This window comes from Streptomyces sp. NPDC046821, assembly GCF_040645335.1.
Lineage (GTDB): Bacteria > Actinomycetota > Actinomycetes > Streptomycetales > Streptomycetaceae > Streptomyces.
The window spans coordinates 1-15,248 of the sequence record NZ_JBEYYB010000028.1; the positions used below are offsets into that span (position 1 = coordinate 1).

General features: G+C 73.0%; 8 protein-coding genes. 3 read left to right on the forward strand and 5 right to left on the reverse strand.

Features of this window, described 5'->3' with window-relative positions; all coding sequences use genetic code 11:
- Positions 1 to 342: 342 nt before the first annotated feature.
- Positions 343 to 891, reverse strand: a complete 549-nt coding sequence (locus tag ABZ893_RS35455; RefSeq protein ID WP_361412368.1) for a MarR family transcriptional regulator — start codon at positions 889 to 891, stop codon at positions 343 to 345.
- Between the two features lie 109 nt (positions 892 to 1,000).
- Between ABZ893_RS35455 and ABZ893_RS35460 the strand changes: the two genes are divergently transcribed.
- Positions 1,001 to 2,302: an MFS transporter gene (locus tag ABZ893_RS35460; RefSeq protein ID WP_361412370.1), complete on the forward strand. Its 1,302-nt coding sequence runs from the start codon at positions 1,001 to 1,003 to the stop codon at positions 2,300 to 2,302.
- Positions 2,303 to 2,312: 10 nt separating this feature from the next.
- Here ABZ893_RS35460 and ABZ893_RS35465 read toward each other — a convergent pair whose 3' ends face one another.
- On the reverse strand, positions 2,313 to 4,013 hold the full coding sequence (locus ABZ893_RS35465; RefSeq protein WP_361412372.1) for a SpoIIE family protein phosphatase: 1,701 nt from the start codon (positions 4,011 to 4,013) through the stop codon (positions 2,313 to 2,315).
- A gap of 225 nt (positions 4,014 to 4,238) precedes the next feature.
- A complete protein-coding gene (locus ABZ893_RS35470; RefSeq protein ID WP_361412374.1) occupies positions 4,239 to 5,663 on the reverse strand; it encodes an NAD(P)/FAD-dependent oxidoreductase in 1,425 nt (474 codons plus the stop codon).
- Positions 5,664 to 6,047: 384 nt separating this feature from the next.
- On the opposite strand from ABZ893_RS35470, the gene ABZ893_RS35475 reads away from it, so the two are divergent.
- Positions 6,048 to 6,917 (forward strand): helix-turn-helix domain-containing protein, encoded by an 870-nt coding sequence (locus ABZ893_RS35475; RefSeq protein ID WP_361412376.1) that lies wholly within the window; start codon positions 6,048 to 6,050, stop codon positions 6,915 to 6,917.
- 367 nt (positions 6,918 to 7,284) lie between these two features.
- On the forward strand, positions 7,285 to 9,252 hold the full coding sequence (locus tag ABZ893_RS35480) for a sigma-70 family RNA polymerase sigma factor (protein WP_361412378.1): 1,968 nt from the start codon (positions 7,285 to 7,287) through the stop codon (positions 9,250 to 9,252).
- Between the two features lie 101 nt (positions 9,253 to 9,353).
- On the opposite strand, the gene ABZ893_RS35485 is transcribed toward ABZ893_RS35480, so the two are convergent.
- Positions 9,354 to 12,809, reverse strand: a complete 3,456-nt coding sequence (locus ABZ893_RS35485; RefSeq protein WP_361412380.1) for a BTAD domain-containing putative transcriptional regulator — start codon at positions 12,807 to 12,809, stop codon at positions 9,354 to 9,356.
- Between the two features lie 113 nt (positions 12,810 to 12,922).
- On the reverse strand, positions 12,923 to 15,028 hold the full coding sequence (locus tag ABZ893_RS35490; protein WP_361412382.1) for an asparagine synthase-related protein: 2,106 nt from the start codon (positions 15,026 to 15,028) through the stop codon (positions 12,923 to 12,925).
- Between the last annotated feature and the right edge of the window lie 220 nt (positions 15,029 to 15,248).

Consider the following 15,248-nt stretch of genomic DNA (forward strand, 5'->3'; position numbering starts at 1 on the left):
TTTCCCTTTCCGGCGGTTCCGACTCTATCAGATCCTTTCGGGCCTGATTCCCAGTCGGTTGGGTTTGTCTTTCCGGCTGTTGGGCCGTTCCGACGTCCCAAACTTTAGCGGAACTTCCCGGCGGTTCCTAATCGGGGCCGCCGCCCGGAAATCGAATTTAATTCGGGCACGCCGAATTCGATCCCGGATGGGAGGTAGTGCTGGTGGTTGGGTGCCGCTTCAGCGGCGAAAGTGCTGCCGCAGAACCGTTACGGCTCCGTGGCAACCCGAGGAACTTTACGTATCGGGGAGGGGCGTGTCAACCCTTCCTGGCAAGTTCTTTTCTCAAGGTTCGGGACAGGGTCAGTCGAGGTCCTTGAGGCGGCCGCCGGCGTCCGGCTGGGCGTGCTCCACGCGGCGCAGCAGGCGGGTCAGGACCTCGCCCAGCGCACCTCTCTCTTCAGAGGAGAGGTCCTGGAGCAGGTCCTCCTCGAAGACGGCGGCGAGGCGCATCGCCTCGAGCCACTTGTCGCGGCCTTCCTTCGTGAGCTCGACGATGACGCGTACCCGGTTGGACTCGTCGCGGTCGCGGGTGGCCAGGCCCTCGGTGACCAGGCGGTCGATGCGGTGGGTCATGGCGGCCGGGGTGAGGCCGAGGCGCTTCGCCAGGTCGCCCGGTCCCATGCGGTACGGGGCGCCGGAGAGGACGAGGGCCTTGAGGACCTCCCACTCGGCGTTCGTGATGCCGAGGTTCGCGGTCTGGCGGCCGTAGGCGACGTTCATCCGCCTGTTGAGGCGGCCCAGCGTGGAGACGATCTGCTCGACCTGGGGGTCGAGGTCCTGGAACTCGCGCTGGTACGCGGCGATCTGCTCTTCGAGAGTCGGCTCACTGTCGCCGGTGTTGTCGCCCATGGTTCGCAGTATGGCACGGGTCACTTGGCGTTGAAGTCCTTCGATGTGTATAGTTCAGGTCTGAACTTTAGCTTTGAAGTCTTCAGATCTAACTCCTAAGGAAGTGAAAGTGACCAGGGCGAAGGGCGCAGCGATGCGTCGGATCCAGGTGGGCAGCGCGCTGAGTTCGTTCGGCGTCGGATTCACGGTCCCGTTCCTCTATGTGTACGTCGCAGAGGTGCGGGGTCTTGGGGCCGGGGCGGCGGGCATCGTGCTCGCGGCGTTCGCCATGGCCGCTCTGGTCGTCCTTCCGTTCACCGGGCGGGCCATCGACCGGCGCGGGCCGGTGCCCGTCGTCGTGGTCGCCACCCTGGTCGCGGCCACCGGCGCCCTGGGCCTCGGCTTCTCCACCAATGAGCCGATGGCGATCCTGTCCGCCGCCGTGCTCGGCGCGGGTACGGCGGTGATCCAGCCGGCGCTCGCCACGATGATCGTGTGGACGTCCACTCCGGACACCCGTACGCGGGCCTTCGCCACGCAGTTCTTCCTGCAGAACCTCGGTCTGGGTATCGGTGGTCTCATCGGCGGTCAGATCGTCGACGAGAGCCGCCCGGCGAGCTTCACGATGCTCTTCGCCATCGAGGCCGTGATGTTCCTGGTGCTTGCCGCGATCGTCGGTTTCGTGCGGATGCCGTACGCGCCCACGCTCGGCGGGAGTGTGCCGAAGGAGGACTCCGGTTCGCGTGGCGGGCTGCGGGCGCTGCTGCGGCACCGGGCGATGGTCCAGCTGTGCGTCCTCGGGTTCGTTCTGTTCTTCGCCTGCTACGGGCAGTTCGAGTCGGGCCTGAGCGCGTACGGCGTCGAGGCCGCCGGGATCTCGTCGTCCACGCTGGGCATCGGGCTCGCCGCCAACACCGCGATGATCGTGGTCGCGCAGTTCGCCGTCCTGAAGTTCGTCGAGCGTCGCCGCCGGTCCCGCGTGATCGCGGCCGTCGGTCTCGTGTGGGCGGTCGCGTGGCTCGCCGCCGGGTACGCCGGTATCGGGCACGGCAGCATGGCGATGGCCACGGCCGCGTTCATCTCGACGTACGCGCTGTTCGGTCTCGGTGAGGCGATGCTGTCGCCGACCGTGGCGCCGCTGGTCGCCGATCTGGCGCCGGCCGGCCGGGTCGGTCAGTACAACTCGGCGTTCGCGTTGGTCAAGCAGCTCGCGCTGGCCGTCGGTCCCGCGGTCGGCGGGCCCATGGGCGCCACGCTGCACGGTCCGTACATCGTGACCTTCGTGCTGTTCTCGCTGGGGATCACGGTTCTCGCGGTCCGGCTCGGGCGGCACCTGACTCCCGTACAGGAGCAGCCGTCGCTCGCGAAGAGCCGGGTGGTCGCGGAGGGTGGGGCTCCGGTCGAGCCGGCGCCCGCGGGTGCGGCTGCCTGAGCATCAACCCTTACGGGGTGCGCGGCAGGGTGAATTCGCACCAGACCGCCTTGCCGCCGCCCGGGGTGCGGCGGGCACCCCAGTTCGACGCGATCGTGGCGATGATCGCGATGCCACGGCCCGCCTCGTCCGCAGGTTCGGCGGCGCGGCGGCGCGGGAGGTGGTCGTCCCCGTCCGTCACCTCGATGATCAGCCGGCGGTCCGTGCGGCGGAGTCTGAGGCGCATGGGCGGGGTGCCGTGCTGGAGCGAGTTGGCGACGAGTTCGCTGGCCGCCAGGACGCCCAGGTCGTGCAGTTCGGGCGAGAAGCGCCAGCTGGCGAGGACTCCGGAGGCGAAGGCACGCGCGCGTGGGGCCGCCTCGACACCGCCGAGCAGCTCCAGGGACGCGTTACGGAACAGCTCTCCGTCCGGGCCCGTGCGGGCCGGGTGCTGGAGGACGAGGACCGCCACGTCGTCGTCGTGGTCGGCGGTGACGCCGGCCGCGCGGATGAGCCGGTCGCACACGACCTGAGGGGTGCCGGTGGCGCCCCCCAACGCGCGTTCCAGAGCCGCGACGCCCTCGTCGATGTCCTCGTCCCTGCGTTCGACCAGACCGTCCGTGTACATGACGGCGGTGGATCCCGGGCCGAGCGGCACCGAGCCGGACGCGTGCAGCCAGCCGCCGGTGCCGAGCGGGGGTCCCGTGGGCTCGTCCGCGCGGTGGATCGTGCCGCTCTCGTCGCGTACGAGGATCGGGAGGTGGCCGGCCGACGCGTACACGAGGCGGCCCTCGTTCGGGTCGTGCACCGCGTAGACGCACGTCGCGATCTGGTTCGCGTCGATCTCGATGGCGAGACCGTCGAGGAGCTGGAGCACCTCGTGCGGGGGCAGGTCCAGGCGGGCGTACGCGCGGACGGCGGTGCGCAGCTGGCCCATGACGGCCGCGGCCCGCACCCCGCGTCCCATGACGTCCCCGATGACGAGCGCCGTGCGGCCGCCGCCGAGCGTGATCACGTCGTACCAGTCCCCGCCGACCGCGGCCTCCGTGCCGCCCGGTTGGTACGTGGCGGCGATGCGCAGGTCGTCGGGCTGCTCCAGCTCCTGGGGCAGGAGGGAGCGCTGGAGGGTGACGGCGGTCTCGCGCTGGCTGCGCTCGCTGGCGCGCAGGCGCTCGGCGGCCTCGGCGTGGTCGGTGACGTCGGCCGCGAAGACCAGGACGCCCGGGGTGCCCGACTCGTCGGCGCCCGGCACGGTGACGGGCGTGCAGGTGAACGTGTACGAACGGCCGCCCGGCGCCTTGCGGGACTTGACCGTGCGCGGCCTGGCGCTGCGCACGACCTGGTCGAGCAGCGGCAGGAGGCCCAGCTCCTCCAGCTCGGGCAGCGCCTCGCGCGCGGGTTCGCCGGCGGGCCGGTCGCCGAAGGCGGTGGCGTACGCGTCGTTCACGTACGCCACCCGGTGGTCCGGGCCGTGCAGGAGGGCGACGAGGGCGGGGATGCGGTCGAGGACCTCGCGCGCGGGCAGTTCGTCGATGCCGACGGCGGGCACGGGTGCCTCGTCGTCGGACGCGTGTTCGTGGCGGGCGGCGGGCACGGCGCCTTCCCCTCGCTGCCCTTGGGTGACGCCATGCCCTGGGGAGACGCCATGGCCTTGGGAGACGCCGAGGTCGGACCGCGCCGCGGCGCGGCGCTGCGTTCCGGGGAGCCGGGCGCTCCAGCGCGTGAAGTTCACTGTGGGGACAGCCTCGTGAAGTCGGGTGAGATCGGGTGAAGTCAGCTGTGGTCTCGCCTGCCCGGCCTGGGGCCGGGTACGCGGGGAAGGGCGGCATCGCGGTCGGTCCGCCCACGGTCGATGGGCCGGCCGTGGTCGTGGGCCGACCATGGTCGTGGACCAGTCTGGACGACCGGACCGATATCCGTCAGACGCCGGGTCCTCGGCGGGAGTTCCTGAGTCCGGTCAGGTCGACCCCTTCGGGTCGTGCGGTGGGTCGGTCGGCGGGTTCGCCGGGGGTGGCCCACCGGCCGCGAGTTCGAACTCCGCACGCGGACGCTCCAGCGAGCCGAGGGAGACGATTTCGCGCTTGAAGAGCCCGGACAGTATCCACTCGCTCAGGACCCGGGCCTTCCGGTTCACGGTCGGCACCCGGCTCAGGTGGTAGACGCGGTGCATGAACCAGGCAGGGTAGCCCTTCAGCTTGCGCCCGTAGACGTACGCGACGCCCTGGTGCAGGCCCAGCGAGGCGACGGAACCGGCGTACTTGTGTTCGTAGTCCGTGAGGGGCTCGCCGCGCAGGGAGGCCGCGATGTTGTCGCCGAGGACCCTGGCCTGGCGCAGGGCGTGCTGGGCGTTCGGCGCGCATTCCTTGCCGGGCTCGTCGGCCGTGAGGTCGGGGACGGCGGCCGCGTCGCCCGCGCTCCACGCGTGCGGGGCGCCGTCGACGACCAGCTGGGCCGTGCATCTGAGACGTCCGCGTCCGTCGCGCGGCAGGTCGGTCGCCGCGAGGACGGGGTGCGGTTTGACGCCGGCGGTCCACACGACCGTACGGGTGGGAAAACGCGAGCCGTCGTCCAGGACGGCGATCCGGTCCTCGCAGGATTCGAGGCGGGTCTCCAGGCGTACGTCGATGTTGCGGCGGCGCAGCTCGCTCACCGTGTAGCGGCCCATCTCCTGGCCGACCTCCGGGAGGATGCGGTCGCTGGCCTCGACGAGGATCCACTTCATGTCCTCGGCGGTGACGTTGTGGTAGTACCGCGAGGCGTAGCGGGCCATGTCCTGGAGTTCGCCGAGTGCCTCCACACCCGCGTAACCGCCCCCTACGAAGACGAAGGTCAGGGCCGCGTCGCGGACGGCCGGGTCGCGGGTCGAGGAGGCGATGTCCATCTGCTCGATGACGTGGTTGCGCAGCCCGACCGCCTCTTCGACGGTCTTGAAGCCGATGCCGTAATCGGCGAGCCCCGGCACGGGCAGCGTGCGCGAGACCGAGCCGGGCGCCAGGACGAGTTCGTCGTACGTGATCTCCGCACCGCCCGTGCCCTGCTCCTCGGTGGCCGGCGTGGTGAAGGTGGCGGTGCGCTTCGCGTGGTCGACCGACCGGACCTCCCCGACGACGACCCGGCACCTGCCGAGGACGCTGCGCAGCGGCACGACGACATGGCGCGGCGAGATCGAACCGGCGGCCGCCTCGGGCAGGAACGGCTGGTAGGTCATGTACGGGTCGGGCGTGACGACGACGATCTCCGTCCGGCCGCCGCGCAGTTCCGGTTTGAGTTTCCGCTGGAGGCGCAGCGCTGTGTACATCCCGACGTAACCGCCCCCCACGACAAGGACGCGCTTACGCGGAACGTCCGGGGCCGTGCCCCGGGAGGAACCAGTCTTCGGCATCGGCACCGTCCCATGACGCATCGGCCGTCGGAGTTTGTCCACAGCCCCGGCAAATTGTGTGACCGGGGACCGGATCGGCCGCCGTACGGGCGAATCGCCGCCGCGCCGGACAGGTTCGCAGGTCAGGACGGATATCGTGAGCGAAGAGCGGGGGTGCAATCAGGGCGGAATCGCCCCGTACTCCGTTCGGGGGGCAGTCCGCACGGAACCTCCCCCTTCTGAATTGACTCCACCTCAACTATGTTCGTGTGCTGCCGGGGTGTCGGGGGATGCGCTGACGGATCCGCGATCCGGATCCGTGCAAATGGCTTGTTCCTCACGCTCCGGGGACCGATGGCGGGGAGAGTCTCCGGGGGGAGACGTCATTACCGGGGGAACACATATATGAAGATTCACGACTCTCGATGGACTTCCGCAGCCGCTTCCGCTTCGGCCGTGGCCGGCGGACCGACGGGCAGCACGAGCGGTGGTAACGGACGCCTCGCGGGCGACAGTTCGCGCCCGGCGCCACTGCGCGTGGACGCCCAGCGCAATCTCGAGCACGTGCTGCGCGCCGCACGCGAGGTCTTCGGCGAGCTGGGGTACGGCGCGCCGATGGAGGACGTGGCCCGGCGGGCCCGGGTCGGTGTCGGCACGGTGTACCGGCGCTTCCCGAGCAAGGACGTGCTGGTGCGGCGCATCGCCGAGGAGGAGACCTCCCGGCTCACCGACCAGGCACGGTCCGCGCTCGGCCAGGAGGACGAACCGTGGTCGGCGCTGTCGCGCTTCCTGCGCACCTCCGTCGCCTCGGGCGCGGGACGGCTGCTGCCGCCGCATGTGCTGCGGGTCGGTGTGCCCGACGAGCAGGACGACGCTGCGGGTACGGGCTCTGTTGCTGGGGCCGGTATCGGCGCCGGTGTCGGCGTCGGCCAGGAGAGCGCGCCTGGTGGCGTACGGGATGAGACGCGGGTTCCGCAGCAGCGGCTCGTCGTCGTCCCGCCGGGCGAGCAGCGGCTCATGGAGCAGCGGACGTCGCCGGCCACGGAGGCCGCTCCGGCGGACGACGCCGGTGCCGCCGCTCTGCTGGAGGTCGTCGGCCAGCTCGTGGACCGCGCCCGCGCGGCGTCGGAGCTGCGCGAGGACGTGACCGTGGCGGACGTACTGCTGGTCATCGCCACGGCGGCTCCGTCGCTGCCGGACCCGGCGCAGCAGGCGGCGGCGTCTTCGCGGCTGCTGGACATCCTCCTTGAGGGGCTGCGCTCGCGGCCTTCGTAGGTCGTGGGCGTATAGGGCGTGCGGGGCTGGTCCGCCTGGGAGTGGGCGGGCCGGAACCCCGTGCCTGGGTGTGCGGGGGCGTATCGGGCTCCGGTCGGCGGCGTGCAGGTGCGGCGGCCATGGAAGGTGTGGGCCGGCGGCGCGCCGGTGCGGCAGTCGTGCGTGACATGGGCGCATCACCCCCGGTCAACTCCCGTATCCGCCACATCCGTTCAGCATTACCCGTTCGAGTGAAAGCTAGTGCTTCATCGTTCAAAGACTGCCCGGATGAGTGGTTGCCGGACCCTCGCGGGGGCGGGGCGGGGCGCCCATGTGGCACTCTTTGCCGCGTGTTCGTGTCTGAGTGTGCGGTCGGGGGCTTTCCGCGATGAGCGTTGACGGGCGGGACGAGTCACTCGAAAGCAGTGGCGCGGGCAACATCGAGACCAGCGGGCTGCCCGCACGGCAGGTACCGGCGCAGGGCGGCGCACGGGGCGCAGTTCCGGCCGGCAGTTCCTCCGACGTACCCGGCGCGGACCCCGACTCCCCCGACAACCTCACGGACGTGAACGTCGTCCCCCAGCAGCGCGAACCCGGCGGCGACTCCGGCACCTCCGTGCTGCCGCCCCCGCGCGACATGCCTCCCGCCGACGCCGACCTGATCGCCCGTATGCGGTCCGGCGACGACAGCGCGTACGAGGAGCTGTACCGCCGGCACTCCGACGCCGTGCACCGTTACGCCCGTACGTGCTGCCGGGACGGGCACACCGCCGACGACCTCACGGCCGAGGTCTTCGCCCGCATGTTGCAGGCCGTGCGCGGCGGCGGCGGGCCCGAGCACGCGGTGCGCGCCTATCTGCTGACCACCGTGCGGCGCGTCGCCGCGGGCTGGACGAAGTCGGCGAAGCGCGAGCATCTCGTCGAGGACTTCGCGATGTTCGCCCAGCAGGCCGCCCGCTCCAGCGAGGTGTCCGACGACGACACCCTGGACCTCGGCGCCGACGTCCTCGCGATGCACGAGGCCGAGCGGTCCATGGCCATGCAGGCCTTCCGCTCGCTGCCCGAGCGCTGGCAGGCCGTCCTGTGGCACACCGAGGTGGAGGACGAGTCACCCAGCGCCGTCGCCACGCTCTTCGGACTCGACGCCAACGGCACGCGCGTCCTCGCCAAGCGCGCCCGCGAAGGCCTCAAGGAGGCGTACCTCCAGGCCCATGTGAGCGCCACGCTCAGCCAGGACGAGGAGTGCGCCCGCTACGCCGACCGGCTCGGCGCGTACGCCCGCGGCAGCCTGCGCACGCGGGCCGAGCGCGGGCTGCGCAAGCACCTGGAGGAGTGCGCCAAGTGCCGGCTCGCCGCCGGTCAGATCAAGGAAGTCGCCAGCGGGATCCCGGGTGTCGTACCGATCGCGGTCATCGGCTGGTTCGGTGCCGCCGGGTACGCGAAGGTGGCCGCGCTCATCGGCGGCGGCGCGGCGAGTGCCGTCGGCGCGGGTGCGGCTGCCGCGGCCACGGGCGGTACGTCGTCCGGCGGGACCGCGGGCGGTGGCGCGGCGGCGTCCGAGGGGCTCGGCGCGCCCGTGAAGGCGGGCATCGCGGCCGGTGTGGTCGCGGCGGGTGTGGCCGTGGCGGTCGCGATCGCCCTGGTCGGCGACCCGCAGCCGAAGCCGGAGGCCCACAAGGAGGCGCCGCCGGTCTCCCAGCCGGTCAAGCCGCCGAAGCCCACGCCCAAGCCGGCGCCCCCGAAGCCGCAGCCGGTCGCGCCCGCCGCGCAGCCCGCGCCGCCCAAGCCCACCCCGAAGCCGACGCCTCCGCCCAAGCCGGCCCCCAAGCCCACGCCGAAGCCGACGCCTCCCCCGAGCCCGACGCCGACGCCGACACCGACGCCCAGCCCCACCCCGTCTCTCACACCTCCGGCGCCCGCCCCGACCGTCTACCAGCTGAGCCAGCTGTCGTACAGCGGCCTCGGCGACGGCACGAAGCCGGAGATCCGGACGGTCGAGAGCAGCTTCGTCTGGCAGCGCCAGAACCTCAACGTCGCCGGCAAGCAGTACGCCCACGGAGTCACCGTCAACGCGACGTCCTCCGTGACCATCGACCTCAACCGCCAGTGCAGCGCGTACGACGCCTACGCCGGCGTCGACGACATGACCCTCGGCAACGGCGCGGTGCGCTTCTCGGTCTACGCCGACGGGGTGCGCCTGTGGCAGTCGCCGGTCATGAAGGGCGGCGACCCGGCGGTGCCGGTGCATGTGAATCTCGCGGGTCATAAGTCGATCCAGCTGGTGACCGAGCCGCAGTCGAACTTCGACAAGCTGGCGGTCGCGGACTGGGCGGAGTCTCGGTTCAGCTGTAGCTGACGGGGGCGCTTCGCGGGCGGCTGGATATGGGCGGGGGCGCGTCGCGGGTCAGCGGGGCCCGTGCTGGGCCGCGTATTCGTGCAGGTGGGCTGCGTGTGGGCTCAACTGGCCTCCGTATCGGTCGAGATGAACGTCTCGGCGCGTTCCGTCAGGAGCGTGATCGTTTCGAGGGGCGTGCGGTCCTTGCCCTCGGTGCGGGCGGCGGCGTACGCGGTGGGGCCCAGTTCTGTCGCGGCCCGCTGCTCGGCCGCCTCTGTCTCTACGCGGTCGGGCATCGGGCGGGGGACGCCGCGCCGCCAGCCGTCGGCCGCCGCCAGCAGCCCTACGGCTCCCGCCGGGTCGCCGAGGCGGGCCAGCAAAAGCGCGCTTCGGTCGGCGAGGCCCGCGTTCACCGCCTCCGCGCAGCCGTTCTCGACCGAGTGGCGCAGGGCGTCGGCCAGGACGGCGAGCGCGCGGGCCGGGCCCGACTCGGCCTCCGTGATGCGCGCGTCGACGCCTTCGAACGCCGCCGTGAACTGCGGGGGCGGGGTCCCGCGTGACGCAGTCGCCCCCGACGCGTGCCACAGCTCGCGGGCCCGCGCCGGGTCACCGTCCTCCAACGCCATCAGCGCGCTCAGGAGCTGCACGAACGCGCGGGAGTCCGGAACGCCGTAACGGTCGGCCTCGGTGTTCGCTTCGGCCAGGAGTTCGCGGGCGCTGTCGCGTTCGCCCGAGCGGTAGGCGATCTCGCCGAGCCGGGCGATGAGGAAGGGCACCTCCGCGTGGGAGCCCACTTCGTAGGCGAGGCGCAGGGCCTCCTCGAACTCGGGCTTCGCCTCGTCGAAACGGCTGCGCGCCATGGCCGCCTCGGCGGCGGCGCCGCACACCTGGGCCCGCATCCACCGGTCGCCGACGCGGCGGCCGAGGGCACGCAGCTCGGCGAGGTCGTCGTCCACGCCGGACAGGTTGCCGGGCCGGTCGACCGCCCGGTGGGCGCGGAACATCAGGACGACGCCGGTCTCCCAAGGCCCGCCGTGCGCACGGCAGTTGGCGAGGGCCTGATCGAGGGCGGCGGCCACGTCGGCGGTGCCGTCCAGGAGGAACACGGCGAACGGCCAGATGATGCCGGGGAAACGAGCCGCCTCGGGCCCGAGCCGCGCGAAGGCGTCCCGCACGCGGGTGAGGTAGGCACGGTCGGCCTCCTCGAAGAGGGCCTGCTCGGGGCGCGACTCGGCGACGAGAAAGATGTGCAGGAGGCGCAGCTCCATGAGGGGCCAGTAGAGGGGGTGCGACTCGTCGGTGACGTGGGCGAGGCCGGCCAGGCCGGGGAGGTCGGCCAGGCCGGGGAGGGCGGGGAGGGCGGGGAGGTCTCGCTCGGAGCCGATCCCCTCGGAGCGGTTCCCCTCGGAGCCGTCCCGCTCGGACCCGTCCCATTCGAAGCCGTCCCGCTCAGCCCGGCTCAGCTCGGCGGGGCCTCCCACCGGCCGGAACGTAGGCCTCAGCCCCAGCATCCGGCCGATCCGGTCCGCGCCCTCCTTACGGTAGTTCCGCAGCCACCAGAACCAGCCCGTGCGCAGCGCGAGGCCCACCGCCGCCTCCGTGGCGCCACCTGTCGTGGCGCGGTGGAGCGCGGCGCGCAGGTTGTCGAGTTCGGTCTCCAGGCGTGCGATCCACGGGAGTTGGTCGGCGGAGCGCAGCAGCGGGTCGGCCGTTTCGACGAGGGCGCGGAAGTACGCGATGTGGCGCCGCTCGGCCTCGGCGAGCAACTGCGGTTCCTGCGCGGCGCGTTCGGCCGCGTACTCGTGGATCGTCTCCAGCATCCGGTACCGCATCGTGCCCGCGTCGCCGGGCGCGGCCACCAGCAAGGACTTGTCGACGAGCGCCCCGATCAGGTCCGACGCAGGGCCGGAGCAGACGGCCTCGGCGGCCTCCAGGTCCCAGCCGCCGGCGAACACGGACGCCTCGCACAGCACCGTACGTTCCTGCTCGTCGAGGAGGTCCCAGGACCAGTCGACGACCGCGCGCAGAGTCTGCTGGCGCGGCAGCGCGGTGCGGTTTCCGCTGGTCAGCAGGCGGAAACGGTCGTCGAGACGGTCCGCGATCTGGCGGGGCGTGAGGAGCCGGAGGCGGGCCGCGGCCAGTTCGATGGCGAGGGGCAGGCCGTCCAGGCGGCGGCAGATCTCGGCCACGGCACCGGGGTCGGCGATGACGTCGAAGTCGGGGCGGACGGCTCGGGCGCGCTCCGCGAAGAGGCGGTGCGCCGGGTCGGGCGGCAGGGGTTCGACCGGGCGTACGGACTCGCCGGGCACCCCTAGGGGTTCGCGGCTGGTGGCGAGAACGGTGAGGCCGGGACAGCGCGTGAGCAGGGTCTCGGCGAGCTCTGCGGCGGCGCCGACGACGTGTTCGCAGTTGTCGAGAATGAGGAGCAGGCGGCGTGCGGAGGCGTACTCGACGAGCAGCGCGACCGGGTCGTCCTGCGGCGCCGACGACAGTTCGCTGGTCATCAGGGAGGTCTCGCGCAGGCCGAGGGCACTCACGACGGCACCGGGCACGGCCTCGGGGCGCTCCAGCGGGGCGAGTTCGACGATCCAGGCGTTCGGATGGCCCGCGGCGGCCTCCTCGGCGAGACGCGTCTTCCCGGAACCGCCGGGTCCGGTGAGGGTGACGAGCCGGGATCCGCCCAAGTCGGCCCGGATGGCGTCGAGTTCGGGCTCGCGTCCGACGAAGGAGTTGAGGCGCGGCCGGAGGTTGCCGTCTCGCTCAGGGGGCCGGGGTGGGGCGGGCGCGGGGTGGCCGGGCGTGGGCGCGGGGTGGGGCAGGGGCGCGAGCAGTTCGGCGTGCGCCGGCGACACAGGACGGTCAGGGGCGAGGAGTTCAGCGTGCAGGGCAACCAGTACGGGACCGGGGTCCGCCCCCAGCCCCTCCGCAAGCGTGCGCCGCGCCGTCTCGTACGCCGCGAGCGCGTCGGCCCCGCGCCCCGCGTCCCGCAGGGCCCGGATGAGGAGCGCGTGCAGCGGTTCGTCGTACGGGTGGTCGCGGGTGAGTCCGGTCAGTTCCGGTACGAGTACGGGGGCGCGCCCGAGCCGCAGTTCGGCCTCCACGCGTGCGCGTACCGCTTCGAGGCGTTGGGCCTCGGCGCGGGTCGCGGCGGCGCTGTCGGGGAGGTCGGCGAGTGCGGGGCCGCGCCACAGGGCGAGCGCGTCGCGCAGGACACGGGCGGCTGCGGCGGGGTCGCCGTCGGCGAGGGCACCCGTACCGTCGCGGACGAGCCGCTCGAACACGTACAGGTCCACATCCTCCGGACCTGCGGCGAGCCGGTATCCGCCACCGGGCTCCGACGTGACGGCGCCCTTGCCGAGGACGCGCCGCAGCCGCCCGACGAGGGCCTGAAGCGCGGCGGCCGCGTCGGCCGGCGGATCGTCGCCCCATACGTCGTCGATCAACGCGTCGGCGGAAGCCGTACGCCCCACGTGCAGGGCGAGGGCCGCGAGCAACGCCCGCAACCGCCGTCCACCGACGCCGAGGGCAACCCCCTGCTCGTCAAAGGCCTCACTGACACCCAGAATCCGATACCGCACGAGCCCATTCTCGGGGGCGGGACGATCTCAGTCGCGTGGATTCCGGCTGGGGCGAGAGGGAGAGGTGAGGGGGGAGATACGGGGGCCACCGTTCCGTACCGGCGACCGCCCCGTCACCTCCCCGCCCCCAGCACTCCCCTCTGCGGCGCCACGCTCCCCGTGGGCACGGCCCGCTGCCGCGCGGGCGTGCCCGTCCAGCACGTGCCACGGCGGGCGAGCAGGCGGCGTAGCCACAGTTCGAGGGAGACCAGGTCCGCGAGGCCGTCCAGCGGCAAGGGTTCACCGTCGGCCGCCGCGCGGAGCGCCTTGCGGACCACTCGGCCTTCGATCAGGCCGGCCTGGGCGAGGAGCGGGGTGTCGAAGAGCTGGATGAGGTGGTCCGCGGAGACGCGGATACCGGTGCGGGCGGCGGCCGCCGACGTGGCGTGCGAGGGCGCGCCCCACCCGGCGGGCAGCTCGCTGACACCGGCCCCTTCGAGGACCGCGCGCAGGATGTCGGCGCGGGCGCCCGGCCGTACGCGGAGTGCCTCGGGGAGCGCGCGGCTGGCCCGTACGACCTGGTTGTCGAGGAACGGCGCGTGCAGACGCTGGAAGCGGACCTCGGCGGCCTGTTCCAGAACGCGCAGGTCAGCGGCGTGCCGCGCCAGCGCGGCGCGGGCCCGGAACGCTCCCGGCCGCTGCCCCGGTCCCGGCCCGGGACGCGTGGCGCCTTCCTGAAGGCGAACCGATACTTCTGCCAGCGCCTCACCCGTGAGCCAGCGCGCGGCGGGCCCGGGTCTCGCCCACGCCAGCGCCGCGAGCGACGCTCCGACGGCCCCGGCGTCGCCGTCCGGCATCTCGAAACTCCGCCGCAGCAGCCGGTCCGCGAGGCTTTCGACGCCGGTCCGATACGGCGTGCGGGCCAGTTTGCGCGCCGCTCCGTACACGCGCGCGGGCACCAGCACCGACCCCCCGTCCGCCTTGGCGAGCGCGGCGACGGGCTTGACCATGTGCCGCCGGCGCCGGTCCATCAGGAGGTCGGCGAGGCGGGCCGGATGCGCGTCGAGGACCTGACGCGCGCCGTGGCCGGTGAAGTGGTCGGCGCTGCCGGACAGCAGGCGCGCGCGGTGGCGGGCGGCCGTGACCAGGGAGGGGCCGGGTTCGTCGGTGAGCGGACCGTCCAACTCCGCGTAGGGAAGCGTCTCTTCGCCGCCGGTGACGACGACGTGGTGCAGCCTCGGGTTCGCCGCGATGGCGCCGGCGCGCTGCAGTTCGGACTCGCGTCCGTCGGCCCCGGCGGACAGGTCGTTGAAGGTGACGGCGAGGAGCCGTTCGCCCGCGCCCGTGCCATGGCCGAGGACCGTGCCGGGCAGCCCCGGCAGTCCGGCCGCGAGCAGCGCGAGGGTCCCGGAGGCGGGCCCTCCGGAGAGGTCGGCGCCGATGCCGGGGGAAGGCATACCTCGGGCCGCGCGCCGCTCGGCGGGCCCCATCCCGGGCACGGGCCCGGGGTCGAACTCGGCCCCGGGGACGTGCCGGGGCGCGGCGAGCCGGGTGCGTACGGCCTCGACGAGCGCGTCCCGCAGCGCGTCCACCGCGTGGGCGGGGTCCGCGGCGGGCGCGGCGACGGCGAGCGACGCGACCGGTTCATAGCCCGCGATCTCACGGGCACCCGCGCGCAGGATCAGCGCGTGACCGGGCGGGATACGGCTGACGCCCTGGTACGGCGTCGAGTCGTGCAGGGCCTCCGGCACGTCGGGGGCGGCGAGCAGCGCGGCGAGATGGCCGATGTCGAGGTGGGCCTCGATGAGGTCGGCGAGGGGCAGGGCGGCGGTCGCGTACGCGGTGCCGCCGGCCCACGGCGTGTAGAACACCGGCCGCGCGCCCGCGAGATCACCGGCGACCATGAGGCGCCGGCCGACCTGGACGACGGCCGTGTAACTGCCGGGCCAGGCGGTGAGATGGCGCAGGGCGCCGCCACGCGCGGCGAACAGACCGACTCGCAACTGCTCGTCCGTGGCGCCGCAGGTACCCAGTACGGCGATACGGGTCTGCTCGTCGGCGGTGACGACGCGCACCTCGTCGGGGCGCCAGTCGCCGACCGCCCACAGGGGGTCCGGGTCACCCCACAGGAGCTGGGAGCCCACGGGATGGACGGTCTCCCCGTCGGTCCCGGCCGAACCCGCGGACCCGAACCGCACCGGCCCGGCGGTGGTACTGCTCCACCCCACCAACCACCGCATCGCCGCCTCCACAGGCTGTGGACAGAACCTCGTCAGAGGAAACCGGTCCCATGCTGCCACGAAGGAGGCGCGCGAGAGACGCGACGGGGCGGCTCACGCGCCACCGAATGCGCCCCGAGTGAGCGGCAGTTGCACCCCCGGGGGCCCCTCCGGGGGTCCGCCGAGGGATCACCCGGGGCGCCCGAGCGATCCCGGAAGGGTCACTCGGGGGCGCCCCAGG

What these genes read in the sequence shown, in the direction of transcription:
- ABZ893_RS35455 (WP_361412368.1), bottom strand. Translation starts at nt 891, where the DNA reads ATGGGCGACAACACCGGCGACAGTGAGCCGACTCTCGAAGAGCAGATC.
- ABZ893_RS35470 (WP_361412374.1), bottom strand. Translation starts at nt 5,663, where the DNA reads ATGCCGAAGACTGGTTCCTCCCGGGGCACGGCCCCGGACGTTCCGCGT.
- ABZ893_RS35475 (WP_361412376.1), top strand. Translation starts at nt 6,048, where the DNA reads ATGAAGATTCACGACTCTCGATGGACTTCCGCAGCCGCTTCCGCTTCG.
- ABZ893_RS35480 (WP_361412378.1), top strand. Translation starts at nt 7,285, where the DNA reads ATGAGCGTTGACGGGCGGGACGAGTCACTCGAAAGCAGTGGCGCGGGC.
- ABZ893_RS35490 (WP_361412382.1), bottom strand. Translation starts at nt 15,028, where the DNA reads ATGCGGTGGTTGGTGGGGTGGAGCAGTACCACCGCCGGGCCGGTGCGG.